At 69.2% G+C, this 23577-nt stretch carries 24 protein-coding genes; 9 read left to right on the top strand and 15 right to left on the bottom strand.

Features of this window, described 5'->3' with window-relative positions:
- Nucleotides 1–54 precede the first annotated feature (54 nt).
- From prfA to AT699_RS28050, 4 genes are all read left to right on the top strand, one after another.
- Nucleotides 55–1137, top strand: coding sequence for a peptide chain release factor 1 (prfA, locus tag AT699_RS28065; protein WP_006389996.1), 1083 nt, complete (start codon nt 55–57; stop codon nt 1135–1137).
- A gap of 37 nt (nt 1138–1174) precedes the next feature.
- On the top strand, nt 1175–2002 hold the full coding sequence (gene prmC / locus AT699_RS28060) for a peptide chain release factor N(5)-glutamine methyltransferase (protein WP_024070604.1): 828 nt from the start codon (nt 1175–1177) through the stop codon (nt 2000–2002).
- A 139-nt stretch (nt 2003–2141) separates the two neighbouring features.
- Nucleotides 2142–2468: a Grx4 family monothiol glutaredoxin gene (gene grxD / locus AT699_RS28055; RefSeq protein WP_006389998.1), complete on the top strand. Its 327-nt coding sequence runs from the start codon at nt 2142–2144 to the stop codon at nt 2466–2468.
- 4 nt (nt 2469–2472) lie between these two features.
- Complete coding sequence (locus tag AT699_RS28050; RefSeq protein WP_006389999.1) at nt 2473–3036, top strand: UbiX family flavin prenyltransferase; 564 nt, start codon at nt 2473–2475, stop codon at nt 3034–3036.
- 111 nt (nt 3037–3147) lie between these two features.
- Here the strand turns inward: AT699_RS28050 and AT699_RS28045 are convergent, their stop codons facing one another.
- On the bottom strand, nt 3148–4221 hold the full coding sequence (locus AT699_RS28045) for a DUF6817 domain-containing protein (protein ID WP_054497882.1): 1074 nt from the start codon (nt 4219–4221) through the stop codon (nt 3148–3150).
- 181 nt (nt 4222–4402) lie between these two features.
- On the opposite strand from AT699_RS28045, the gene AT699_RS28040 reads away from it, so the two are divergent.
- Nucleotides 4403–5200, top strand: coding sequence for a MetQ/NlpA family ABC transporter substrate-binding protein (locus AT699_RS28040; protein WP_024070602.1), 798 nt, complete (start codon nt 4403–4405; stop codon nt 5198–5200).
- Between the two features lie 3 nt (nt 5201–5203).
- Entirely contained in the window at nt 5204–5743 is a 540-nt protein-coding gene (locus AT699_RS28035) for a 1,2-dihydroxy-3-keto-5-methylthiopentene dioxygenase (RefSeq protein WP_024070601.1), read from the top strand.
- Nucleotides 5744–5839: 96 nt separating this feature from the next.
- Here the strand turns inward: AT699_RS28035 and AT699_RS28030 are convergent, their stop codons facing one another.
- From AT699_RS28030 to AT699_RS28015, 4 genes are read right to left on the bottom strand one after another with little or no spacing between them, the layout of a single operon-like run.
- Nucleotides 5840–6655, bottom strand: a complete 816-nt coding sequence (locus AT699_RS28030) for an SDR family NAD(P)-dependent oxidoreductase (protein WP_024070600.1) — start codon at nt 6653–6655, stop codon at nt 5840–5842.
- On the bottom strand, nt 6652–7440 hold the full coding sequence (locus AT699_RS28025) for a citryl-CoA lyase (protein WP_006390004.1): 789 nt from the start codon (nt 7438–7440) through the stop codon (nt 6652–6654). Before AT699_RS28025 ends, AT699_RS28030 begins: the two co-directional genes overlap by 4 nt.
- Complete coding sequence (locus AT699_RS28020; protein ID WP_024070599.1) at nt 7437–8942, bottom strand: class I adenylate-forming enzyme family protein; 1506 nt, start codon at nt 8940–8942, stop codon at nt 7437–7439. Before AT699_RS28020 ends, AT699_RS28025 begins: the two co-directional genes overlap by 4 nt.
- An 11-nt stretch (nt 8943–8953) precedes the next feature.
- Entirely contained in the window at nt 8954–9943 is a 990-nt protein-coding gene (locus tag AT699_RS28015; protein WP_024070598.1) for a Bug family tripartite tricarboxylate transporter substrate binding protein, read from the bottom strand.
- Nucleotides 9944–10045: 102 nt separating this feature from the next.
- Here AT699_RS28015 and AT699_RS28010 point away from each other — a divergent pair, with 102 nt between their 5' ends.
- A complete protein-coding gene (locus tag AT699_RS28010) occupies nt 10046–10849 on the top strand; it encodes an IclR family transcriptional regulator (RefSeq protein WP_024070597.1) in 804 nt (267 codons plus the stop codon).
- 50 nt (nt 10850–10899) lie between these two features.
- Here AT699_RS28010 and AT699_RS28005 read toward each other — a convergent pair whose 3' ends face one another.
- The 3 genes from AT699_RS28005 to AT699_RS27995 all read right to left on the bottom strand — a co-directional run bounded on the left by AT699_RS28005 (nt 10900) and on the right by AT699_RS27995 (nt 14863).
- On the bottom strand, nt 10900–11445 hold the full coding sequence (locus tag AT699_RS28005; protein WP_006390008.1) for a DUF934 domain-containing protein: 546 nt from the start codon (nt 11443–11445) through the stop codon (nt 10900–10902).
- Complete coding sequence (locus AT699_RS28000) at nt 11438–13174, bottom strand: nitrite/sulfite reductase (protein ID WP_024070596.1); 1737 nt, start codon at nt 13172–13174, stop codon at nt 11438–11440. The genes AT699_RS28005 and AT699_RS28000 overlap by 8 nt, the downstream gene beginning before the upstream one ends.
- Before the next feature lie 159 nt (nt 13175–13333).
- Nucleotides 13334–14863 (bottom strand): MFS transporter, encoded by a 1530-nt coding sequence (locus AT699_RS27995; protein ID WP_024070595.1) that lies wholly within the window; start codon nt 14861–14863, stop codon nt 13334–13336.
- Between the two features lie 124 nt (nt 14864–14987).
- Here AT699_RS27995 and AT699_RS27990 point away from each other — a divergent pair, with 124 nt between their 5' ends.
- A complete protein-coding gene (locus AT699_RS27990) occupies nt 14988–15851 on the top strand; it encodes a LysR substrate-binding domain-containing protein (protein ID WP_024070594.1) in 864 nt (287 codons plus the stop codon).
- A gap of 75 nt (nt 15852–15926) precedes the next feature.
- On the opposite strand, the gene AT699_RS27985 is transcribed toward AT699_RS27990, so the two are convergent.
- Entirely contained in the window at nt 15927–16118 is a 192-nt protein-coding gene (locus AT699_RS27985) for a DUF2970 domain-containing protein (protein WP_006390012.1), read from the bottom strand.
- An 86-nt stretch (nt 16119–16204) separates the two neighbouring features.
- The gene (locus AT699_RS27980; protein ID WP_024070593.1) at nt 16205–17125 is read right to left on the bottom strand and encodes a LysR family transcriptional regulator; all 921 of its coding nucleotides are present in this window, start codon (nt 17123–17125) and stop codon (nt 16205–16207) included.
- Between the two features lie 293 nt (nt 17126–17418).
- On the opposite strand from AT699_RS27980, the gene AT699_RS27975 reads away from it, so the two are divergent.
- Entirely contained in the window at nt 17419–18753 is a 1335-nt protein-coding gene (locus tag AT699_RS27975) for a DUF3100 domain-containing protein (RefSeq protein WP_006390014.1), read from the top strand.
- Between the two features lie 162 nt (nt 18754–18915).
- Here the strand turns inward: AT699_RS27975 and AT699_RS27970 are convergent, their stop codons facing one another.
- The 5 genes from AT699_RS27970 to AT699_RS27950 all read right to left on the bottom strand — a co-directional run bounded on the left by AT699_RS27970 (nt 18916) and on the right by AT699_RS27950 (nt 23575).
- The gene (locus AT699_RS27970) at nt 18916–19500 is read right to left on the bottom strand and encodes a hypothetical protein (protein ID WP_024070592.1); all 585 of its coding nucleotides are present in this window, start codon (nt 19498–19500) and stop codon (nt 18916–18918) included.
- A gap of 227 nt (nt 19501–19727) precedes the next feature.
- Complete coding sequence (locus AT699_RS27965) at nt 19728–20333, bottom strand: glutathione S-transferase (RefSeq protein WP_006390017.1); 606 nt, start codon at nt 20331–20333, stop codon at nt 19728–19730.
- A gap of 25 nt (nt 20334–20358) precedes the next feature.
- Nucleotides 20359–22065: an FAD-dependent oxidoreductase gene (locus AT699_RS27960; protein WP_024070591.1), complete on the bottom strand. Its 1707-nt coding sequence runs from the start codon at nt 22063–22065 to the stop codon at nt 20359–20361.
- 5 nt (nt 22066–22070) lie between these two features.
- On the bottom strand, nt 22071–22811 hold the full coding sequence (locus tag AT699_RS27955; RefSeq protein ID WP_024070590.1) for an SDR family NAD(P)-dependent oxidoreductase: 741 nt from the start codon (nt 22809–22811) through the stop codon (nt 22071–22073).
- A gap of 8 nt (nt 22812–22819) precedes the next feature.
- Entirely contained in the window at nt 22820–23575 is a 756-nt protein-coding gene (locus AT699_RS27950) for an SDR family NAD(P)-dependent oxidoreductase (protein ID WP_006390020.1), read from the bottom strand.
- Nucleotides 23576–23577: the final 2 nt, after the last annotated feature.

The raw sequence follows: 23577 nt of genomic DNA, 5'->3' as shown, positions 1-23577 counted from the left end.
GGGCGCTCGTTGCGGGCGCCCGCCATTTCCGTTTTCCCTTGCTGAATCCCCATCATGAAATCTTCCATGCGCAGCCGGCTGGAGCATCTGTGTCACCGCCTTATCGAGGTGGACGCGCTGCTGGCCGAACCGGAAACCGCGTCCGACATGGACCGCTTCCGCAAGCTGTCGCGCGAGCGCGCCGAACTGGAGCCGGTGGTCGAGGCGTTCACCGCCTTCGTGCGCGGCGAGGAAGACCTGGCGACCGCGCAGGAGATGCTGGCCGATCCCGAGCTGAAGGCGATGGCCGAGGACGAGATCAAGAGCGGCCGCGTCAAGCTCGAATCGCTGGAGGCGGCGCTGCAGTTGCTGCTGCTGCCGCGCGACCCCAATGACGGCCGCAGCGTGTTCCTGGAAATCCGCGCCGGCACCGGCGGCGATGAAAGCGCGCTGTTCTCGGGCGACCTGCTGCGCATGTACACGCGCTACGCCGAACAGCGCGGCTGGCGCGTCGAGCTGATGTCGGAAAGCCCGTCGGAACTGGGCGGCTACAAGGAAGTGATCGCGCGCATCGAGGGCGACGGCGCCTACGGCCGCCTGAAATTCGAGTCCGGCGCGCACCGCGTGCAGCGCGTGCCCGCCACCGAGGCGCAGGGCCGCATCCACACCTCGGCCTGCACGGTGGCCATCATGGCCGAAGCCGACGAGATGTCGGAGATCGTCATCAACCCGAGCGACCTGCGCATCGACACCTTTCGCGCCAGCGGCGCCGGCGGCCAGCACATTAACAAGACCGATTCGGCCGTGCGTATCACGCACTTGCCGACCGGGCTGGTGGTGGAATGCCAGGACGACCGCTCGCAGCACCGCAACAAGGACAAGGCCATGCAGGTGCTGGCCGCGCGCCTGAAGGACAAGGAAACGCGCGAGCGCCAGAGCAAGGAAGCGGCCGAGCGCAAGAGCCTGATCGGTTCCGGCGACCGTTCCGAGCGTATCCGCACCTACAACTTCCCGCAGGGCCGCGTCACCGACCACCGCATCAACCTGACGCTGTACAAGCTGCAGCAGATCATGGAAGGCGATCTGGAGGAGCTGACCGGCGCCCTGATCGCCGAGCACCAGGCCGAGCAGTTGGCGGCGCTGGGCGACGATATCTGAGCGGCTGGGCGGCCCCTTCGGCGAGAACGTTCCGACCATGACGACCCAGATCAAGAGCCTGTTGCTGGACACGCGCCTGCCCCGGCTCGAGGTGCGCATGCTGCTCGAGCACGTGCTGGCCAAGCCGCGCGCCTGGCTGCTGGCGCATGACACCGATCCGCTGGCGCCCGAAGTGGCCGCGGCCTACGAGGCGCTGGCGCAGCGCCGCCTGGCCGGCGAGCCAATGGCTTATCTGCTGGGCCAGCGCGAGTTCATGGGGCACATGTTCCGCGTCACGCCCGACGTGCTGATTCCGCGTCCGGACACCGAGGTGCTGGTGGAAACGGCGCTGGAATGCGTCGCCGGCCAAGCGGCGCCGGCGGTGCTGGATCTGGGCACCGGCAGCGGCGCCATCGCCATCTCGATCGCACTGGCGCGTCGCGATGCGCGGGTGATGGCCAGCGACGTCAGCGCCGCCGCGCTGGCCGTGGCCGCGGGCAATGCCTGGGAGCTGACGGCCTCGGTGCGCTTCGTCGAGGGCAGTTGGTACGACGCGGTGCCGGCAGGCGAGGGCTTCGACCTGATCGTGTCCAACCCGCCCTATGTCGCCAGCGACGACCCGCACCTGGGGCAGGGCGACGTGCGCTTCGAGCCGCGCGGCGCGTTGACCGACGGCGCCGACGGCCTGGAAGACCTGCGCCGCATCGTGGCGGGCGCCCATCGCCACCTGAAGGCGGGCGGCGCGCTGTGGATGGAGCACGGTTGGGACCAGGCCGAGGCCGTGCGCGGCCTGCTCGCTGCCGCGGGTTTCACGGACGTGCACAGCCGGCGCGACCTGGCCGGCATCGAGCGCATTTCCGGCGGGCGCTGGCCGGGGCGCGGCTGACGCCGGGCCGGCGATTTGTAACCGGCAGCCGCGCCGCAAGCGGCCGATTCCCGGGGGCGGCCCCGGGGTATCCGGGACGAAATCCCGCCTGTACCTATAATTGGCGTATTCCGTTATGCCTCCTGTCCAAGAGACCACCATGAGCGACGTTCAAGAATTCATCCGCGAAACCGTGACCCAGCACCCCGTCGTGCTGTTCATGAAGGGCACCGCCCAATTCCCGCAATGCGGCTTTTCCGGCAAGGCCATCCAGATCCTCAAGAGCTGTGGCGTCAAGAAGCTGGTCACCGTGAATGTGCTGGAGGACGACGAAGTCCGCCAGGGCATCAAGGAATTCTCCAGCTGGCCCACCATTCCGCAGCTGTACGTGGCCGGTGAATTCATCGGCGGTTCGGACATCATGAACGAGATGAACGAGTCCGGCGAACTGAAGACCCTGCTGGAGCAATCCGGCGCCACGGCCTGATTCCATGCGGCGACTGGTCGTCGGCATCACGGGCGCCACCGGCGCCCTGTACGCGGTGCGCATGCTGCAGGCGCTGCGCGGCGTGGACGATGTCGAGACGCACCTGGTGGTGTCGGCCTCGGGCGTGCTCAACATCAAGCACGAACTCGATGTCAGCCGTCATGATGTCTACGCGCTGGCCGACCACGTGCACAGCGTGCGCGATGTGGGCGCCACGCTGGCCAGCGGCGCGTTCCAGACGGCCGGCATGGTCATCGTGCCGTGCTCGATGCGCACGCTGGCGGCCGTGGCCCATGGCCTGTCCGACAACCTCATCACGCGCGCGGCCGACGTCACGCTCAAGGAGCGTCGCCGCCTGGTGATGATGGTGCGCGAAACGCCCTTCAACCTGGCGCACCTGCGCAACATGACCGCCGTCACCGAGATGGGCGGCATCGTGTTTCCGCCGCTGCCGGCGTTCTATCACCGGCCGGCCAGCATCGAGGAAATGGTGGATCACACCGTGGCCCGGGTGCTGGAGCTGTTCGACATCCATGTGCCCGGTCCGCACTGGGAAGGCATGAAATAAGCGCCGCCGCGGCCCCCGGGCCGTGATGGTCAAACGCCCCGGGGATCTACCGATTCCTGGGGCGTTTTCGTTTTACCGTGCGCGTGGGCGCCATGGCTCAGCGCGCTGCGATCACTCCACCAACCCCAGGCCGTTCAAGGCCGCCAGGTTTTCCGGCCAGCGGCGCGCGCGGGCGTTCTGCAGTTCGATGCGGGCCCAGGCCATCCAGCCGGCCCACTCGATGCGCTTGTCCCAGGCGGTGCCCCAGGCTTGCAGCGCGGCCAGGCCGGCGGCGGCGTGGCCTGCGGCGGCCTCGAAGTCGCCGGCGGTCAGCGCCAGTTGCGCCAGCAGCAGGCGCGGCTCGGCGACCCACGGGTTGTGCGCCACCGCGGCTTCCAGCATGTGGCGCGCGGTGTCCATTTCGGTCTGCGGGTGCATGCGGGTGACGACCTGCCAGTAGAGCGCGCTGGCGGCGGCCTCGTCGCGCGGGCTGAGGGTGGCGCGGCAATGGTCGAACGCGGGTGGCACGGGGATGCCGGTATCGGCCGGCAGCGCTGACAGCGGCGCCAGCAGGTGCGACAGCATCGACAGGATGTTCGACGGCGGCTTCAGCGGGCCGGGCCACAGCGACGCGGCCCAATGCGATTTGAGGTCGCGGCGCTGCTGCTGCGGATAGCCGGCGAAGATCTCGTCCTGCCAGCTATGCCATTGCTCGCCGATATCGGCGGCCGACACCACGATGAAGGCGGCGACCTGGCGCGGCGTGAAGGTGAAGACCTGGCCGTCGACGCCTTCCAGCGTCAGGCCCTCGGGGCCTTGCCCCTGGCCTTGCAGGATGGCCTGCACGAAGCGGGTGCGCGGCATGGCGCAGAACAGGCTGACCCATTCCTCCGCCTCGACCCCGAGCGCCTCGCGCAGCGTGTTGCGTTCGCGCTCGCGGTCGAACAGGGTGAGATCGACGTACTCGTTGCCATACACGCTGTGGAACAGGCCCAGCAGCCGCACTTCGCGCGGCTGGTTCCACAGCGCCAGGGTGCGGTAGACGCCCAGCAGGTGGTGCTTGAAGGTGCCGGCCTTGTGCCAGTCTTCGCCGGCGCTGCGGGCAAAGAGCAGGTCGAGCAGGGCGGGCAGGTCGGCATCCACCGCGGCGTAGTGGTCGGCCAGCAGGGCGCGCGCGTGGGGATGCAGTTCGTTGGGGGTGGACATTGGCAATGACGGCAAGGTGTTTGGATCCAGCCGCTATTGTGTCGCGCCGGCGCGGGCTTGTCATCGCGGCGGGCTTTATATGGAAAGACGCATATCAATATGAAAATTCATCGCTTCCGGTTTTGAAGGACGCTCACTAGAATCCGGGGCTTCCCTTCCCTGTTCGATTGCCGAGATTCCCATGCGTCTACGCCACACCCTGGCCGCCCTTGCCACCCTGATCGGATTCGCCGCCGCCGCGCCGGCCATGGCGCAGGACGCCGAATTGAAAGTCGGCGTGACCGTCGGCCCGCACGCCCAGATCGGCGAAGTGGTGCAGCAGGTCGCGGCCAGGCAGGGCCTGAAGGTCAAGCTGGTCGAGTTCAGCGATTTCATCCAGCCCAACGCCGCGCTCGATGCCAAGGAATTGGACCTGAACATCTACCAGCACAAGCCCTTCCTGGAATCGCAGAACAAGGCGCGCGGCTACAAGCTGGTGCCGGTGGCCACGGCCGTGGTGCAGCAGATGGGCATCTATTCCAAGCGCGTGAAGTCGCTGGACGACCTGCAGCCGGGCGCCAAGGTGGCGATCCCCAACGACCCGACCAACGGCGCCCGCGCGCTGCTGGTGTTGCAGGCGGCCAAGCTCATCAAGCTCAAGGACGGCGTGACCGTGACGGCGTCGCTGTTCGACGTGGTCGACAACCCCAGGAAGCTCAAGTTCGTCGAGATCGAGGCCGCGCAACTGCCGCACTCGCTGGCCGACGTGGACGCCGCCGCGGTGAATTCGGCCTACGCCATCCCGGCCGGCCTGTCGCCCGCCAAGGATGCGCTGGTGCTGGAAAGCAAGGAGGCGCCGTTCGCCGCCGTGGTCATCGCCGCGCGCGAGGACAACAAGAACGATCCGCGCATCGCGCGCTTCATCAAGGCCTACCAGTCCGACGAGGTGAAGGCCTTCGTGGCGCAGAAGTTCCCTGGCGCGTACAGCACCTCCTGGTAAGCGATGTCGACGCTGACGATCTATCCGCAGGACGATCCCGCCGCCGGCCGGCGCATCGATGAGGTCGGCGAGATCCGGCGCGAGCTGGCCGCCATCGGCGTGACCTTCGAACGCTGGCGCGCGCAGGCGCCGGTGGCCCCCGGCGCGCCGCAGGCCGAGGTGCTGGCGGCGTATCGTCCCGAGATCGACCGGCTGGTGGCCGAGCGCGGCTATCGCAGCGTCGACGTGGTCAGCCTGGACCCGGCGCATCCCGAGCGCGAGGCCTTGCGCCGCAAGTTCCTGGCCGAGCACACGCACGCCGATGACGAGGTGCGCTTCTTCGTCGCCGGCAGCGGCCTGTTCACGCTGCATGCCGCCGGCCGCGTCTACGCGGTGCTGTGCGAGCAGGACGACCTGATCTCGGTGCCGGCCGGCCTGCCACACTGGTTCGACATGGGCTCGGCGCCCGCGTTCACCTGCATCCGGTTGTTCAATGACCCGGCGGGCTGGGTGGCGCGGTTCACGGGCGACGAGATCGCCACGCGTTTTCCGGTGCTGCCCTGACGACGAGGGCGCGGGGCGGCCTGGTTGCGTCCTCCGCGTCACGCGGTCCGGATACGCGCCCGGGCCGCGCCGCTACGTTCTTCCTTGCGGTTTGCCCTAAGCGTATTTGCCCGTCAGGCCCCCATCCACCAGCAGTTCCGTGCCGGTGATGTACGACGCTTCATCCGACGCCAGGAACGCCACCGCGTTCGCCACTTCCCAGGGCGTGCCCATGCGGCCCATCGGCACCTGCCGGTCGCGCGCCTTGCGCGCCGCCTCCAGGTCGTCCTTGGCGAACATGCCGGCCACGTTCCTGGCAACACGCGGCGTATCGATCAGGCCCGGGATCACGGTATTGACGCGGATGCCGTCGGCCGCGTACTGCTGAGCCGCCATGCGCGCGAAATGGATCACGGCGGCCTTGCTGACGCTGTAGGCCAGGTGGGGATAACCGGTGTAGCGGATGCCCGCGATCGACGATACGGTGACGATGGCGCCGCCGCCCTGTGCCCGCATCACGGGCGCCAGCAGGCGCGTGGCGATCAGCAGGCTGGTGACGTTGACGCGCTGGATGCGGTCCCAGTCGGCCAGGTCGATGTCTTCCGGGCCGCCGACCTTGCCGATACCGGCGTTGGCTTGCAGCACGTCGATGCGGCCGTAGTGGGCCAGTGCCGCGTCCACCGCGGCCCGCATGGCGTCGGCGTCGGCCACGTCGGCCTGCACCGGCAGCGCCTGGCCGCCGGCTCGCTCGACTTCATGGGCCGCGTCCTCGGCCGCCGCCCGGTCGGCGTCCAGCGCGATGATGGCCGCGCCCTGACGCGCCAGCGTCACGCAACTGGCCTTGCCGATGCTCCAGCCGGCGGCCGAGGAACCGGCGCCGGCCACCAGCGCGATCTTGCCCGCCAGCCGCGCGCCGGGCGCGGGCGGGATCACGACGGTTCTCCGTCGCGCTGGTGCGACTTGCCCTTGCCGACGTAGGGAATGGCGTGGTCGATGGTTTCCCAGATAAAGCGGCCGCTCGGGCTCTGCTGTTCCTCGGCCACGTGCGACACCAGGCCGGCGGCGCGCGAGATGACCGCAAAGCCGCGCATCAGCGCGGTGGGCACGCCGATCTCGCTGAGCAGCGCGGCGACGGCGCCAGTGGCGTTGATGGTGATGTGCTTGCCGTAGGTCTCGTCGATCGCCGCCGCCAGCAGGCGCAGCGCCTTGAGCGAATCGCCGGGCAGGTCCGGCTCGGCCTCGGCCAGCGCCAGCAGCTTGATCGAACGCGGGTCGTCGGGCTTGTGCAGGTGATGGCCGAAGCCCGGCAGCGGCTGGCGGCTGGCGCGGAATTCCTGCGCGATCGCCAGCGCCTCGGCGCGGCCGTCGGCGGCCTGGCGGATGCGGTCCAGCAGGCGCGAGCAGTTCTCCATGGTGCCGACGAACTGGCTGCCGACCGCCATCAGGCCGGACGCCACCGCGCCCTGCAGGTTTTCGGGCGCGCTCATGTAGATCAGGCGGGTGGCGATGGCGCTGGGCGTGAGGCCATGCTCCATCAAGGTCACCAGCACCGCGTCGACGATGCGCATGTCCACCGGCCGCGCCTCGCGGCCCAGGATCTGCATGATCATGACTTCGGTGAAGGTCTTCTTGCCGATCAGGTCTTCCACCAGGTCGACGTCGCGGTACGACATGCCGGTGAGGTGATGGGCGCAGAGGCGGGTTTCGGGCGTGTTCATGGGTATTCCTTGAGGGCCGCGTCGCGCACGGCGTTCTTGAGCACCTTGCCGACGGGCGAGCGCGGCAGGCTGGCGTGGAGGTGGATCTGCTTGGGCGTGGCGACCGGGCCGAGCAGGCCGCGCACGTGGGCCTTGAGCGCGTCGGCGTCGGCCGCGACGCCGGGATGCAGTTGCACCGCGGCGTGGACGGCCTCGCCCCATTTGTCGTCGGGCAGGCCGAACACCGAGCATTCGTAGACGGCCGGATGCGACGACAGCGCGTTCTCGACGTCCACGGGATACACGTTGAAGCCGCCGGTGATGATGACGTCGCGCAGGCGGTCCTTCAGGAACAGGTAGCCGCGTTCATCGATCAGGCCGGTGTCGCCCGTGTGCAGCCAGCCGTCGACGATGGTCTCGGCGGTCTTCTCGGGCAGGCGCCAGTAGCCCGACATCACCAGGTCGCCGCGCACCACCACTTCGCCGATCGCGCCGCGCGGCAGCAGGGCGCCGGCCGGGTCCATGATGGCGACGTCGGACAGCCAGGTGACGCGGCCGACCGAGGCGCGGTTGTCGGGCGATTCCAGGTCGGCCGGACGCAGCACCGTGACGATCTGCGGCGCCTCGGTCTGGCCGTAGGTGGTGCCCAGCACCGGGCCGAAGAAGGCGCGGGCGCGTTCGATTTTTTCGGGCGGCATGGGCGCGCCGCCGTAGATCAGGTTGCGCAGTCTCGGGAAATCGGCGCGCGACACGCCCGGCTGCGCCATGATCATGTAGATCAGCGTCGGCGGCATGAAGCTGAGGGTGCCGCCGCGTTCGCGGAAGGCGGCGGTGATCGAGGCCGGCGTGGCGCTGTCGAGCAGCACGTGCGCGCCGCCGCGCGCCAGCACCGGCAAGAGGTAGGTGCCGGTGCCATGCGTCACCGGGGCGGCGACCACGTAGCGGTCCTCGTGCGTCAGGCCCCAACTGTGGATCTGGTTGATGATGGCGGCGTTCCAGGCGTGATAGGGCTGCATCACGCCCTTGGGCAGGCCGGTGGTGCCGCCGGTGAACTTGATTGCCTGGGTGGCCTCGCGCGGCAACGCGTGGCGCAGCGGTTCGCGACCGGCGCCGCGTTGCAGCAGGGTCTCGAAGGCCAGGCCGGCGATGTCCGGCGCCAGGCTGACGCGATGCGGCGCGCCCGCCGCCACCAGCGCGTCGCCGGCACCGTCGACCATGACGATGGACGGCTCGGTGGCGTCCAGGATGCGCCCGATCTCGCGCGCGGTGCTGCGGATGTTCAGCGGCACCCAGATCTTGCCGCTGGCCAGCACCGCCAGCAGCGCCAGGATATGACGGCTGGTGTTGCCCGCGCACAGGGCGACGCGGGTCTGTGGCGCCGGGTCCAGGTCCTGCAACGCGGCGGCCAGCGCGCGCACGTCCTTGGCCAGCCGCGCATACGTTACGTGGCCCTCGGGCGCGTCCAGCGCCACGCGGTCCGGATACTGCTCGGCGGCGCGAAAAAAGAAATCTATCGGGTACACCCTGGTGCTCCTCAGTTGGCTTTGATGTCGGCGCGCTTGACCACTTCGCCCCATTTGTCGATTTCGCTGGCGATCTTCTTGCCGAACGTCTGCGGCGTGTTGGGCGGTTGCGGTGCGTAGAAGCCCGATTGTTTGTAGGACGCCACCAGCGCGGGATCGGCCAGCGCCTTGTTCAAGGCCTGGTTCAGGCGCGCGATGACGGGTTGCGGCGTGCCAGCCGGCGCCATCAGGCCGAACCAGGATTCGACGTCGAAGCCGGGCAGGCCGGACTCGGCCAGCGTCGGCACGTCGGGCACGGCCGGAAGCCGCTGCGGCGAGGTGACGCCGATGGCGCGCAGCTTGCCAGCCTGCACGTGGGGCAATGACGAGGGCAGGTTGTCGAACATGGAATCGACCTGGCCGCCCAGCAGGTCGGCCACCGCCGGACCACTGCCGCGATAGGGCACGTGCAGGATGTCGGTGCCGGTCTGCATCTTGAACAGTTCGCAGGACAGGTGGATGGACGAGCCGCTGCCCGACGAGGCGCAGGTCAGCTTGCCGGGGTGGGCCTTGGCGTAGGCCAGGTATTCCGGCACCGTCTTGACCGGCAGCTTGGGGTTGACCACCAGGATGTTGGGGATGGTCGCCAGCAGGCCGATCGGCTCGAAGTCCTTGACGAAGTCGTAGTTGAGCTTGCTGTACAGCGTGCGGTTGATGGTGTTGGCGATCGAGCCGACGTAGAGCGTATAGCCGTCGGGCGCGGCGCGCGCGACGATTTCGGCGCCGATGTTGCTGTTGGCGCCGGTCTTGTTCTCCACCACGATGGTCTGGCCGAGTTCCTCGTTCAGGGCCTTGGCGACCAGGCGCGCCACGATGTCGGTGGCGCCGCCCGCGGCGTAACCGACCACCAGGGTCACCGGGCGTTCGGGATAGGGTTTGGCAGCCTGGCTCGGCGCGCTGAATGCAATGGCGCCCGCCAGGGCCGCGACGCTGGCGGCCAGCCGCCTGCTGAATGTCTGCATGGTTGTCTCCGTCCTGTTTGTCTAATATCTGGACAGATCTTTGCCTGCCCGACTTCATATTGGGCTTTGATAGGCGCCTCATCAACGCAAGGTGTCCAGAAAATGAACAAACCGGAAAGCGACGACGGCGGGCCGCGGGTGTTGCGGCGCGGGCTGCGGGTGCTGGGCGTGCTGCGCCAGGCGGGCGCGGCCGGCATGCACGTGACAGACATCGCGCGCGCCGCCGGCATGCAGCGCTCCACCGTCTACCGGTACCTGGATGTGCTGGCGCAGGAGGGCTACGCGCTGCGCGAGCCGGATGCGCCGCACTGGCGCATGGCGGAACTGGGCGTGATGATGGCCGGCGATCCGCACGCCGAAGCGGTGCGCGGCCTGCGGCCGGTGCTGCGGCAGATCAGCGACGTCAGCGGCGATTCGGCATTCCTGATCTGCCGCGCCGGCGGCGATTCGCTATGCCTGCATCGCGAGGTCGGCAACTATCCGGTGCAGGTGCTGGCGGTGACCATCGGCCATCGCCAGCCGCTGGGCGTGGGCGCGGCCGGCCTGGCGCTGCTGGGCGCCTTGCCGCCGGCCGAGGCCGACGAGGTGATCGCACAGAACGAGCAGGCCCTGCGCGCCTACGGCGGCATGACGGTGGCGCAGATGCGGCGGCTGGCCGAGAACACGCGCGACCGGGGCTGGGCGGTGGTGGGCAATGCGGCGGTGCCGGGCGTGCTGGGGGTAGGGGTGGCGTTGTGCGACGCGGGCGGCTATCCGCGGCTGGCGGTCAGCGTCTCGAGCCTGATCGACCGCATGCAGGCGCCGCGCCAGCGCGCCATTGCCGAGTTGATCCGCACGCAGTTGGGGCAGGACGAGGTCAGGCGCCAGCGCTGGAGCTTGCCCGGCGTGGTCGACGAGGCGGATTGAACGATAAGGGTTCGGTCCGGCCTCGATGGCATCGAGGCCGGCTGCGCGTGTCAGGCCTGCGCCGGCGCGGGCGCGCGGTAGGTCTTCTGGTAGTGCACCGTGAAGGTCTTGAACGCGTCCAGCGCCTTGCGCGGGTCGTGGCCCGGCTTGACCAGGAAGCTGTCGAAGCCGACGCGCGCCTGGTAGTGGATGGTGTCGATCATCACGTCGCCGACGGCGCGCAGTTCGCCCGTCCAGTGATAGCGGGTGCGCAGCAGTTGCGCCAGCGAATAGCCGCGGCCGTCGGTGTAGACGGGGAAGTCCACCGCGATGAAGGCGATGCCGGCGGGATCGAGCGTGCCGTCGGCTTCCAGCAGGTCGCGCAGATCAGCGTCGGGTCCCAGCAGGACCGCGACCGGATGGCGATGGCGGCGCAGCGTGGCGCGCGAGGCCTTCCAGGTGGCCAGCGGCACGATCCAGCCGGGCTCGTCGGTCGGCACCTGGCCGTCGGCCGCCACCTCGGGATCGGGCACGAAGGGGCGGGCCGCGTCGCTTTCGAGTTGCCCGTTGCGGATCAGGTGCGGGCCGGGCGCGTCGTGGGCGTAGGGCTCAGACATGGGCGGCCTCCTGGGCGGGCTTGGCAAAGGCGGGGTCGGAATACACGTCTTGCTTGAAGGGATCGATGCCGACGCGGTCCACCACGTCGATGAAGCGTTCCTCCTCGCTGTCGCGCAGGCCAAGGTAGGTGCGGATCAGGCGGTCGACCACGCCCGGCACCTGGTCGCGGGCGAACGAGGGGCCGATGATGCGGCCGATGGCGGCGCCGCCGCCCTTCGTCGATTCGATGTCAGGCAGGGGCTTGGCGGCGCCGTTCTGGCGGCCGCCGATGGTGACCTGGTACCACTCTTCGCCGGCCTTATCGACACCCAGGATGCCGATGTGGCCGACGTGGTGGTGGCCGCAGGAGTTGATGCAGCCGGAGATGTTCAGGTCCAGCTCGCCGATCTCGAACAGGTAGTCGAGGTTGTCGAACTGGCGCTGGATGGCCTCGGCCACGGGGATCGACACGGCGTTGGCGAGCGCGCAGAAATCCCCGCCCGGACAGGCGATGATGTTGGTCAGCAGGCCGACGTTGGGCGTGGCCAGGTTCAGCGCTTCGAGCTTGCCCCACAACTCGTGCAGGCGCGCGCGGCGCACGTCGGCCAGGATCAGGTTCTGCTCATGCGACACGCGCAGTTCGCCGAAGCCGTATTCATCGGCCAGCGCGGCCACCGCGTCCATCTGGTCGGCGGTGATGTCGCCCGGCGGCACGCCGGTGGCCTTGAGCGAGACGGTGACGGCGGCGTAGCCCGGCGTCTTGTGGGCGTGCACGTTGGTGCGGACCCAGCGCGCGAAGCGCTTGTCGGCGGCGGCCAGCGCCGCCGTGTTGTCGGTATCGTGGGCCGCGGCCGGATCGTATTGCGGCCAGATGAAGCGCGCGGCGATGGTGTCGACGAATTCCTGCGTGATGGTGTCGGGGCCGCCCTTGATCAGCTGCCACTGTTCGTCAACCTGCTGCGCGTAGACTTCCGGCGTCAGGTCCTTCACCAGGATCTTGATGCGCGCCTTGTACTTGTTGTCGCGGCGGCCATGCAGGTTGTAGACCCGCAGCGCGGCCTGCAGGTAGGTCAGCAGGTCCTGCCATTCGACGAACGGGTTGATCAGCTTGCCGACGATGGGCGTGCGGCCCATGCCGCCGCCGACCCAGACGCGGAAACCGAGCTTGCCGTCGCGCTCGACCGCCTGCAGGCCGATGTCGTGCACGCCGACCGCGGCGCGGTCCTGCACGGCGCCGCTGACCGCGATCTTGAACTTGCGCGGCAGGAACGCGAATTCGGGGTGCAGCGTGGACCACTGGCGGATGATCTCGCACCACACCAGCGGGTCGATCAGCTCGTCCGGCGCGACGCCGGCGAAGTGGTCGGTGGTGGTGTTGCGGATACAGTTGCCGCTGGTCTGGATGGCGTGCATCTGCACCGTGGCCAGTTCGGCCAGGATGTCCGGCACGTCTTCCAGCTTGGGCCAGTTGAACTGGATGTTTTGGCGCGTGCTGAAGTGGCCGTAGCCGCGGTCCCACTTGCGCGCGATGTGCGCCAGGGTGCGCAGCTGGCGCGAGGCCAGGATGCCGTAGGGGATGGCCACCCGCAGCATCGGCGCGTGGCGCTGGATATACAGGCCGTTCTGCAGGCGCAGGACGCGGAATTCATCTTCGGTGAGCTGGCCATCGAGGAAGCGGCGCGTCTGATCGGCGAACTGCGCCACGCGCTGCTCGACGAGCTGCTGGTCGACGGGGTCATACACGTACATGTCTACTGCCCTTGAGGTCTTCTCGGTCTGGTCCCCGCAAGCTTGGCCCGCCCTGGGCGGGGACTGGGGGATTCATAACCGTAACAGGCAGCCGCTTCGACCGTCTAAGTCATTCTGGTAATAAGCGTATGCCTGCGGCGCACGCCTGCGTGGCGGCGTTCAGCCGCCGGACCCGGCGACCGCCCGGTGACGCGGCCGGGCACCCCGGAAGGTAGCCAGGCTGGCCAGCGCCAGCAGGCCGACGGCCGCCGCGCCGTACAGCATCACGTCGCCGAACCCCTGCGTCAGCGCGGTCCGGGCCACGTCCGCGGGGATCGCGAGCCCGGCGCCATCGCCCAGGTTGCCCGCCGACAGGGCCTCGGCCATGGCGCGCAGCGTGGCATCGGCGGGCGCCTGGGGCCAATGGCGGCGCAAGGAAGACAGCACGCTTTCGACCAGCAGGAACCCCATCAAGGCGATATTGATCGACAGGCTGATCATGCGCACGCTGATGTCGATGCCCGAGGCCATGCCGGCGCGGTCGCCGGGCACCGCGCCCGTGGTGGTGTTGGTGACGGGCGTATTGATCAGGCCCAGGCCGGTGCCGGCCAGCAGGCAGCCGGGCAGCATCGTCAGCCAGCTGGCGTGCGCGACGCCGCTGCCCCATTTCATCAGCGCGAAGCCCAGGCAGATGGCGAACAGGCCGGCCGGGATCACCGTGTCGGGGCGGTAGCGCAGCGCCAGTTTCTCGCCCAGCGGCGGCGCCACCAGCGTCGGCAGGGTGTAGGCCAGCAGCGACAGGCCAGTGCCCAGGCCGCCGTAGCCCAGGCCGTTCTGGAAATACAGTGGCAGGTAGATCATGAAGGGCCAGAAGCTGAAGTTCATCGCGGCCGACGCCAGCAGCGCGCCGGAGAAGCGGCGGATGCGGAACACCGCGAAGTCGAACATCGGGTCGGCGCAGCGGCGTTCGGCGATCACGAAGACGACCAGCGCCAGGATGGCCGCGCCCAGGCTGGCGAGGGTCGGCGCGCTGGTGAAGCCAGCCGCGGGACCCTGGGTAATGAACCAGGCCAGGCCGAACACCGCCAGCGACAGCGAGACGATGCCGGCCACGTCCAGCTTGCGCTGGCGCGGATCGCGCGATTCGTCCACGCCCTGCCACGTCAGCCCCAGCGCGACCAGTGCCAGCGGGCCATGCGCCAGGAATACCCATTGCCAGCTCGATAGCGCGACGATGGCCGAGCCGATGACCGGGCCGAATCCCAGGCCGACGCCGAAGGCAATGCCCCAGGCGCCAAAGGCCCGGCCACGCGCGGCGCCCTCCTGGAAGCGGTGCGACAGCACCGCCACCTGGCAGATCAACATGGCGCCGCCGGACAGGCCCTGCAGGGCGCGGCCGGCAATCAGCACGCCGGTGTCCTGCGCCCAGCCGCAGACCAGCGAGGTCAGGCCGAACACCGCCAGGCTGGCCATCAGCAGGCGCTTGCGGCCGTAGCGGTCGGCCAGCGTGCCCGCTGCCATCAGCACCGTGGTGCAGGCGATGGTGTAGGCGTTCATGATCCATTGCAGTTCCTGGAAGCCGCTGCGCAGCGCCTGTTCCAGTGTGGGCAGGATCACCGGCACGCTGGAAATCTCCAGGCCGAACATCAGGGCGGCCAGGCAGACGGCGGCCAGCGTGAAGCTATTTTTCTGCGCTATCGAAAGCGGCATCGGGGTTCTCACGAGAGGTCGGCGGCGGGAATCCGCCGCGGGACCTCATTCTGGGAGCGTGTTAAAAATGATGGAAATGATTTAATTTCGTCGGATTCATCAATATTCATCATGAGTTGACTCCATGGACTTCGATACCGCCTTGTTGCGCACCTACGTCGCGGTCAAGGAAGCCGGCGGATTCACCCGCGCCGCCGAACGGCTGCACCTGAGCCAGTCGGCCGTCAGCCACCAGATCCGGCGCCTGGAAGCGCAGGCCGGCACCGCGCTGCTGGTCCGCACCACCCGCAGCCTGGCGCTGACCGAGGACGGCGAGGACTTCCTGCGCTACGCCGAGCAGGTGCTGCGGGCCCAGGACGCGCTGGCGCGGCGTTTCCAGCGGTCATCGGTGGCGGGGGCGGTGCGCCTGGGCGTGCCCGAGAATTTCATGGGCGAACGCCTGCCATTGCTGCTGGCGCGGTTCGCGCGCGCCTTTCCGGCGGTGCGCCTGGACGTGGTGGTCGGCAGCTACCTGGACCTGCGTACCCAGGTCGAGGCGGATATGCTGGATCTGGCGGTGGTGATGGCGCTGCCCAGCGAACCCGAGCGCGGCGCGATGCTGCGGCGCACGCGCTTCGTGTGGGCGGCCGCGCACGCGTTCGACTTTTCCGGTGACGAGCCCATACCGCTGGCCTTCGCGCCGTCGCCCTGCGTGCATCGCCTGGTCGGCGTGGACGCGCTACAGGCGGCCGGGCTGGAATGGCGCGTGGCTTTCACCTCGCCCAGCCAGGAGGGCCTGCGCGCGGCCGTGCTGGCGGGGCTCGCCGTGACGGCGCTGCCGCAGGAAGACGTGCGGCCCGGCATGGATGTGATCGACGGCCGCTACGGCCTGCCGCCGTTGACCCATGCCGAATTCAGGCTGATTTCGCGCCAGGCGGAACAGCAGGCGCCGGCGGTGCGGGCGTTCGGGCAGTTGCTGACGGAAATGTCGGCGCTGGCGCTGCCCTAGCGTGCTGGCTCGCGGCTACGCGGGCACGCGATCCGCCCATTGACGCCATGGCGTCATTGCAGATCGCGCGGCGGTCTACAGCGCGGCGTTGACCGCCCAGCGCGCCACCAGCACCAGGATCACGACCAGGCAGGCGGCCATCAGCAGGCCGGTGAGGATCAGCGGGGCGGGCTTGTTGTGGGCGATGTCGGCGTCGTAGCCGCGGCCGCGGCGCACGCCGAAAAAGCCCCACAGCACGGATTTGACCGTGCGCAGGAAGCTGAGCATCGGGAAGGTCTCCTGACAGGGGATGCGGCCACTGTAGCCGCCCCGGCGCGGGCGGGGCAGATGCAGATTCGCGCCAGGCGACCGTATCAGATGGCGTCGGCGGGCGTGCCGATGCCGCGCACGATGTGGTCCAGCAGTTCGCGCGCCGCCGGCGAGATGTGGCGGCCGGCGCGGCTGAGCACGTGCAGGCTGCCCTGGTTGAGAATGGGGTTGGCCAGCGGCAGGCTGGCCAGGCGGAGCGCGGCCATGTCGGCGGTGACAGCGATGGGCGGCGTCAGGGCGTAGCCGATGCCAGTGGCGGCGAATTGCCAAAGCGCCTTGAACGACGAGGTGGTCAGCACGTTGCGCAGCCGCACCTGTTCGCTGATCTCGGCGGCCTGGATGTGCTGGCGCACGCCGAAGCCTTCCTGCATCGCGGCGCCGGGATACTCGACCAGGTCGGTCAGCAGCAGCGGGCGCTGCAGGCGCGTCAGCGGATGCTCCTGGCGCACGATGGCGCGGATCGGCTCGGGGCGCGAATAGTGCGTGCGCAGCCGGGCATCGTTGGGCGGCTGGAACACCAGGCCGATGTAGGCCTGGTCATCGACGATGCGCTGCACGATTTCCGAGGTGCGGGCCACGTCGATGTCCAGCGTGACTTCCGGATGATTGCGCCAGTAGCCGGGCAGCACGCGGTCGAACATCAGTTCGACGAAGCCTTCGCCCAGCACCAGGTCGATGTGGCCGCGCTCCGCCTTGCGCAGGCTGTCGATCTCTGAGAAGAAGCTCTCCTGGATGTTCTGCTGGCGCTTCACGTAGCGCGCCAGGATGTGGCCGGCGTCGGTCGGCACCACGCCGCGGCCGCGCCGTTCGAACAGCGCCATGCCGCAGTCGCGCTCCAGCGCGGCGATGGCGCGGCTGACGGCGGACGGATCCATGTTCAGCACTTCGGCGGCGCCGCGCACCGAACCGCGGCTCATGACCTGCATGAAGTAATGGGTGCGGCGGGCGTCGAGTTTTTCGTCCATGGGGCGGCTCCGTGGCACAAAGGCATCGGTTCGGTCTGCAACATATCGAGGGTTTACCCTTATATATTGCCGGTTCTTGCAAAAAAATCCCCGTCCAGGGGCATCCGTTGCATTTTACGCAACACATTAGCCCAGGCGCTGTCATGGTTGGCGCGCCGGCCCCCGGGCGAAAATCGTCGCTGCCGCCCGCTCGCATCGCGAGCCGTCCCGCGCCAGCCGTTCAGCGCGGCTGGCCCGCCAGGGACATGCCGATCGGGCCGCGCCATACCTACTCACGTACTCAGGGGAATCCGATGTCTCATGCCAGCGCCAGCCTGGCCATGCCCGCCATGTCGCTATACAGCCGCCTCCGCATGCTTGTCGCCATCTTGCTGGTGGTGCTCGTGTCCGAAGCGATCGGCAGCGTCACCTTCGCGGTGGGCCCGGGCAAGATCGTTCTGCAGCCCATGCTCTGGGCCATCTTCATCGGCGCGGTCGTGGCCGCCTTCGGCCAGCGCCTGCCGGCCAACGCGGGTATCGACACCGCCATGCAGACCCGCATCAGCGGCTACCTGCAATACGCGCTGCTGCCGTTCCTGGCCAAGCTGGGCCTGATGGTCGGCGGTTCGCTGCCGCAGGTGCGCGAGGCCGGCTGGGCCCTGGTGTTCCAGGAATTCGGCCACTTTTTCGGCACCATGGCCATCGGCCTGCCGCTGGCGCTGCTGCTGGGCATCAAGCGCGAAGCCATTGGCGCGACCTTCTCGGTGGGCCGCGAGCCCAGCCTGGCGATCATCGGCGAGCGCTACGGCATGAATTCGCCCGAAGGCCGCGGCGTGATGGCCGAGTACATCACCGGCACCGTGATCGGCGCGCTGTTCGTGGCGCTGATGGCCGGCTTCATCACCAGCCTGAACATCTTCGATCCGCGCTCGCTCGCCATGGGCGCCGGCGTGGGCTCGGGCAGCATGATGGCCGCGGGCGTGGGCGCTATCGCTTCGCAGCAGACGCCGGAAGTGGCGCACCAGGTGGCCGCGCTGGCCGCCGCCGCCAACCTGCTGACCACGGTGGTGGGCGTGTACTTCACGCTGTTCATCTCGCTGCCGACGACCATCTTCCTGTACGGCAAGCTGGAGCCGGTGCTGGGCCGCTTCTCGCGCGCCAAGGCCGAAACCGCCGCCGACACCACGGCCGCGACCGACGCGCCGTCGCATGCCGTGAAGATGGGCTTCGGCGATCGCCTGACGGCCTATGCCGTGTGCGGCCTGTTCGCCCTGGTCGGCAACCAGTTCGGCTACAAGGTGCCGATCCTGGACGCGCTGCCCGGCATGCTGATCATCATCGTGCTGGTCGTGATCGCCGACCTGCTGCTGCGCGTGGTGCCCAAGCTGCCCGCCGTGGCGGTGCTGTCGCTGATCGCCATGACCGTGGGTTGCCCCGGCGCGGTGCCGTACTCGGACCAGATCATTGCCGCGGTCAACAAGGTCAACTTCCTGCCGTTCACCACGGTGATCCTGGCGATGGCCGGCCTGTCGATCCTGAAGGACCTGCCGGCCTTCCGCAAGCTGGGCTGGAAGATCGTGGTGGTGTCGCTGGCGGCCAACGCCGGCACCTTCCTGGGCGCAACGATGATCGCCGAGTTCTTCCACTGATCGGACGTCGCCGTCCGGCAAGTGACAAGCCGCCCGTGTGGGCGGCTTTTTTCTTGCCTGGATCGGCGCAGCGGTGCACGTGAGCGTTATCCGAGGCGTTTATACCCGAGCCTTCGTGTCGCGAGCGGGGGGCCAGGCGCGGATTGCGCCTGCGCGGTTCAATCAAGTGCGCGCGTTGGGCCGGTAGCGGGCTTGGTCGGTCACGTTCTCGGTGGGGCCGATGTTCTCGACCTTGGGGATGCCCAGGCCCGCGGCCTTCAAGGCCACGGTGGTCTGCAGTTCCTGCACTTGCGGGTTGCCCATGGCCACGCGGTAGGGTTGCAGCGGCGTCAGGCCCTCGATGGTGCCGAGATCATTGGCGCTGTCGGCGCGCAGCGCCACCGGGTCGGGGCGCGCCGAGAATTCATCGATGGCGCGGCGCAGGCGGGCATCGGCGTACAGGTCGCGCAGCTGGTCGACATTGATGGCGGCGGGCGCGGCGGCCGTGAGGGCGACCGCCCTGGATGGCGTGTTGGTGACGGCGCGGCCGGCATCGGCGTCATCCGCCTGCGGCGAGGCAGCCGCGCGGGCGACGCGCTGGGCCTGCCAGGCGGCCTGCGCCTGGGCGCTGCGTTGCGCCTGGCGCGTGGCGGCGTTGCGGGCGGCCCATTCGGCTTCCCAGACGGGGCGTGTGTCGTCCAGCAGCGGGATGCGCGCGGCATACGGCGGGGCGACGCGGGCGATGGGGGAGACGGCGGTCACGTTCATGCGTGGGCTCCCTGGTCTGTGGGTCTACCAGTTGGTCCGGCGGGGACCTCGGAAGTTCAATATAGACGGCCCTGGGCGGGGCGGTATGTCGATCTGTAAGAAAAAAAAGCCCCTGGCAAAAGCCAGGGGCGAGCGGCGGGCCCAAGAGGGCGCGCCGTACCGGGCGGCCGTTGCGCCGGGAGCCCGGCGGGTTCTCCAGGCTTGGCGGCCACCCAAACCGGAGCGGGTCAGGCGTGTGGCAGCGTGGCCTGCATCGAGGGGCGCTGGTTGAACGCCTTGAACCAGGCGGCGACGGCGGGATGGCCGGCGCGCCAGTCGAAATCGGGATAGCGGAAGTCCAGGTAGCCCAGGGCGCAGCCGACGGTGATGGTGCCGATGTCGAGGCGGCCTTCCAGGCGGGCGGCGGTCTTCTCGAGCAGCGCCAGGCCGTCGCGCACCTTGCCCATCTGGCCTTCGTACCAGCCGTCCCAGCGCAGCGGCTCGGGGCGCAGCACGGTTTCGTAGCGCGCCAGCAGCGCGGCGCCCAGCATGCCGTCGCCCAGGGATTGTTCGGCCAGCGCGGCCCAGCGGGTGGCGCCCGTGGGGAACAGCGCGCCCTTGCCCAGGTCGTTCAGGTATTCGCAGATGACGCGGCTGTCGAACAGACGCTGGCCGTCGTCGGTGATCAGCGTCGGCACCTGGCCCAGCGGATTGTCCGGGATGATGTTCTGGTCGCGGGCCACGGGGCCGGCGGCGCTGGGCAGTTTCTCGATGCGGTCGGCCAGGCCCAGTTCGTGGGCGATGACCATGCACTTGCGCACGAAGGGCGAGGCGGGCGAGAAGTAGATCTTCATGGGAGTCCTTGTCGGTGGTGGTGCGTCAGTGTTGGGCACGGGCCAGGTGTTGTCCAGCGACCCAGCCGAAAGTCAGGGCGGGTCCGAGCGTGATGCCGGGCGCCGGATAGGCGCCGCCCATGACCGAATGCATGTCGTTGCCGGCCACGTAGAGGCCGGGAATCGGCTGGCCGGCGGCGTCCAGCGCCTGCGCGTTGCCATTGGCGGCGATGCCGCGGGCGGTGCCGATGTCGCCGGCGTACACCTTGACCGCGTAGTAGGGGCCGGCGCCGAGCGGCGCCAGGCAGGGGTTGGGCTGGTGCTCGGGATCGCCCAGGTAGCGGTTGTAGGCGGTGCTCCCCTTGCCGAAGTCGGGGTCCAGGCCTTGCGCCGCGTATTCGTTGTAGCGCGCGACGGTCGCGTGCAGCGCATCGGGCGGCACGCCCAGTTTCTGCGCCAGCGCCTCCAGCGTTGCGCCTTGCAGCAGGTAGCCGGCATCGATGAGATGCTGGCGCGGCCGTCCGCCGGGCAGCGCCAGGCCCAGGCCCCAGGTATCGATGAAGCGCTGGTCGCACAGCAGGAAGGCTGGCATCGTCGGCACCTGCTCGTGGCTGCGGTACATGGCTTGCACGAAGGCGTGGTACGAAGTCGATTCGTTGACGAAGCGGCGGCCGGCGCCGTTGACGGCGATGAGGCCGGGCTTGGCGCGGTCCCACACCAGGTGCGGATAGTGCAGCCGCTTGCCGCCGGGTTGTTCCAGGATCGACACCGGCGCCCAGAAGGCGGGGCTGGAATGGCCCTGGCCCAGCGCCGCGCCGGCGTCCTCGGCCAGGCGGATGCCGTCGCCGGTATTGTCGCGCGGCGCCATCGACCAGTCGTCGGTGGGGTGGGGGTAGGTCTGGCGGCGGCGCGTCGAATCCCACGGAAAGCCGCCGGTGGCCATGACCACGCCACGGCGGGCGCGAATGTTCATGCGCCGGCCTTCATGCTCGACGGTGGTGCCCAGCACCGCGCCGTCGGCATCGCGCAGCAGCGTCAGCGCCGGCGTGTCCAGCCAGTAGGGCACCTTGCGCGCCAACATCGCGTGGAACAGTTGGGCGGCCAGCGCGTTGCCCAGCAGCAGGCGGGTGCCGCGGTGGTAGCCGCGCAGGCGGTCGGCGCCATAGCGCAGCACCAGCTTCATGGCGTGGCACCACGAGGCGAACGCGCGGGTGGCGCGCAGCAGGTGGCGCACGTCGGTGATGCTGACCATCATGCCGCCCAGCACCGTGAATTCCTTGAGCGGATCGCGCAGCGTCTTGAAATGGCGGCCCAGCTTGCGGCCGTCGAATTCCACCGGATCGAGCGAGCGGCCGCCCATGGCGGCACCGGGCAGGTCGGGGTAGTAGTCGGGCGAGGCGGTGCGCGCGGCCACGCGCAGGAAGCCGCGCGCGACCAGGTCATCCATCATGCGCGGGCCGGCGTCCAGATAGGCGCGCTTCATCTCGTCGGAGGCCGCGGCGCCGACGGTTTCCTGCAGATAGGTCCAGACCTTGTCGAAGCTGTCCGGATGGCCGGCGGCCTCGGTCTGCGCGTTCAGCGGTATCCATAGCGCGCCGCCGGAAATGGCGGTCGAGCCGCCGATGCGGTCGGTCTTCTCGATGAGCAATACGTCCAGGCCCGCCACGCTGGCGGTCAGCGCGGCGCTCATGCCGCCCGCGCCCGAGCCGACCACGAGCGCGTCGACTTCCTTGTCCCACTTGATGCTGTCCATGCTGCCTATGCTCCCGACCCGCCCAGCGACTTGCCGCCGTCCACGAAAATCACCTGGCCGGTGATGAAGTCCATTTGCGGCGAGGCCAGGAACGACACCGCGTTGGCCACGTCTCGCGGCTGGCCGGCGCGGCCCGTGGGCTGCAGCGCCAACTGCGCCGCCAGGCGTTCGGGGCTCAGATTGCGCAGCAGCGGCGTGTCGATCAGCCCGGGCGCGATGGCGTTCACCAGGATGCCGCGTGGCGCCAGTTCCATGGCCGAGGCGCGGGTGTAACCCACCAGCGCGGCCTTCGAGGCCACGTAGTGCGGATGGTTGCGCGCGCCCAGGTAGGCGCGCGATGCGATGTTGACGATCTTGCCGCCGGCGGCCATGTCGCGCGCGGCTTCCTGCGTCAGGGTGGCGACGGCCAGCAGGTTGACGTCGTACATGCGCCGGTAATCATCGCTGGTGACGTCGAAGAACTTGCGCTCATCGAACAGGCCGGCGTTGTTGACCAGCGCCGCCAGCGGCGCCAGTTCGCGCACCAGGGCGCGGGTGGCGTGTTCGTCGGCCAGGTCGACCACGCGGTAGTCCACATCCAGGCCCTGCGCGCGCAGCGCCTGGGTTTCCTTGTCGGCCAGGGCCGCGTTGCGGTCGGCCATGACGACCCGAAAGCCGTCGCGCGCCAGCCGCTCGACGATCGCCAGGCCCATGCCGCTGGCGCCGCCGGTGACCAGCGCGGTGCCGAGGGAGTTGAGGGGTTCCATATCGATTCCTATACGGCCAGGTAGCCGCCGTCCACCGGCAGCACCACGCCATTGACGTAGCTGGCCATGTCCGAGGCCAGGAACAACACCGGGCCGACGATCTCGTCGGCGCGTCCGGCCCGCGCCATCGGCGCGCGCCGCATGTACCAGTCGGTGCCGTGGGCCTGGGCGCGCTGGCCGGCGGTCATCTCGGTTTCCATCAGGCCGGGGGCGACGGCGTTGACGCGCACCCCGTGCGGCGCCAGGTCGCGCGCCAGCACTTCGGTGAAGGAGCGCACGCCGCCCTTGGATACCACGTAGCCGGCGGTCGAAATACCGCAGCCATAGGCCACGATCGAGCACAGGTTGACGATGGCGCCGCGGCGGGCCTTGAGCTGTTCGACGAAGGCGTGGGTGACGTTGAAGGTGCCTTGCAGGTTCACGTTCATCACGCGTTCCCAGATCTGCGGGGTCTGTGGATCGTCGAACGGTGCGCGCGCCGAGATGCCGGCGTTGTTGACCAGCACATCGATGGCACCGTGGCGCGCTTCGCATTCGGCGGCGAAGGCGCGCACCGCCTCGGCGTCGGTCACGTCCAGCGCGGCGTCGATGGCGCGGCCGCCGGCGGCCGCAATGGCCTGGGCGCTGGCGCGGGCCAGGGCGGGATCGAGGTCGGCCACGATCACGGTGGCGCCTTCGCGCGCGAAGCCCTGCGCGATGGTGGCGCCCAGGCCGCGCCCGGCGCCGGTGACGAGGACCCGCTTGTCTTGCATCATCAGAGTCATGG

The sequence above is a fragment of the Achromobacter xylosoxidans genome (genome assembly GCF_001457475.1).
Classification (GTDB): Bacteria; Pseudomonadota; Gammaproteobacteria; order Burkholderiales; family Burkholderiaceae_B; genus Achromobacter; species Achromobacter xylosoxidans.
Note: the sequence above shows the minus strand (reverse complement) of the source record. Positions and strands in the feature narration are given on the sequence as shown.

Coding starts and splice junctions, on each gene's coding strand:
- prfA (WP_006389996.1), top strand. CDS start 55: ATGAAATCTTCCATGCGCAGCCGGCTGGAGCATCTGTGTCACCGCCTT.
- prmC (WP_024070604.1), top strand. CDS start 1,175: ATGACGACCCAGATCAAGAGCCTGTTGCTGGACACGCGCCTGCCCCGG.
- grxD (WP_006389998.1), top strand. CDS start 2,142: ATGAGCGACGTTCAAGAATTCATCCGCGAAACCGTGACCCAGCACCCC.
- AT699_RS28050 (WP_006389999.1), top strand. CDS start 2,473: ATGCGGCGACTGGTCGTCGGCATCACGGGCGCCACCGGCGCCCTGTAC.
- AT699_RS28045 (WP_054497882.1), bottom strand. CDS start 4,221: ATGTCCACCCCCAACGAACTGCATCCCCACGCGCGCGCCCTGCTGGCC.
- AT699_RS28040 (WP_024070602.1), top strand. CDS start 4,403: ATGCGTCTACGCCACACCCTGGCCGCCCTTGCCACCCTGATCGGATTC.
- AT699_RS28035 (WP_024070601.1), top strand. CDS start 5,204: ATGTCGACGCTGACGATCTATCCGCAGGACGATCCCGCCGCCGGCCGG.
- AT699_RS28025 (WP_006390004.1), bottom strand. CDS start 7,440: ATGAACACGCCCGAAACCCGCCTCTGCGCCCATCACCTCACCGGCATG.
- AT699_RS28015 (WP_024070598.1), bottom strand. CDS start 9,943: ATGCAGACATTCAGCAGGCGGCTGGCCGCCAGCGTCGCGGCCCTGGCG.
- AT699_RS28010 (WP_024070597.1), top strand. CDS start 10,046: ATGAACAAACCGGAAAGCGACGACGGCGGGCCGCGGGTGTTGCGGCGC.
- AT699_RS28005 (WP_006390008.1), bottom strand. CDS start 11,445: ATGTCTGAGCCCTACGCCCACGACGCGCCCGGCCCGCACCTGATCCGC.
- AT699_RS28000 (WP_024070596.1), bottom strand. CDS start 13,174: ATGTACGTGTATGACCCCGTCGACCAGCAGCTCGTCGAGCAGCGCGTG.
- AT699_RS27995 (WP_024070595.1), bottom strand. CDS start 14,863: ATGCCGCTTTCGATAGCGCAGAAAAATAGCTTCACGCTGGCCGCCGTC.
- AT699_RS27990 (WP_024070594.1), top strand. CDS start 14,988: ATGGACTTCGATACCGCCTTGTTGCGCACCTACGTCGCGGTCAAGGAA.
- AT699_RS27985 (WP_006390012.1), bottom strand. CDS start 16,118: ATGCTCAGCTTCCTGCGCACGGTCAAATCCGTGCTGTGGGGCTTTTTC.
- AT699_RS27980 (WP_024070593.1), bottom strand. CDS start 17,125: ATGGACGAAAAACTCGACGCCCGCCGCACCCATTACTTCATGCAGGTC.
- AT699_RS27975 (WP_006390014.1), top strand. CDS start 17,419: ATGTCTCATGCCAGCGCCAGCCTGGCCATGCCCGCCATGTCGCTATAC.
- AT699_RS27970 (WP_024070592.1), bottom strand. CDS start 19,500: ATGAACGTGACCGCCGTCTCCCCCATCGCCCGCGTCGCCCCGCCGTAT.
- AT699_RS27965 (WP_006390017.1), bottom strand. CDS start 20,333: ATGAAGATCTACTTCTCGCCCGCCTCGCCCTTCGTGCGCAAGTGCATG.
- AT699_RS27960 (WP_024070591.1), bottom strand. CDS start 22,065: ATGGACAGCATCAAGTGGGACAAGGAAGTCGACGCGCTCGTGGTCGGC.
- AT699_RS27955 (WP_024070590.1), bottom strand. CDS start 22,811: ATGGAACCCCTCAACTCCCTCGGCACCGCGCTGGTCACCGGCGGCGCC.
- AT699_RS27950 (WP_006390020.1), bottom strand. CDS start 23,575: ATGACTCTGATGATGCAAGACAAGCGGGTCCTCGTCACCGGCGCCGGG.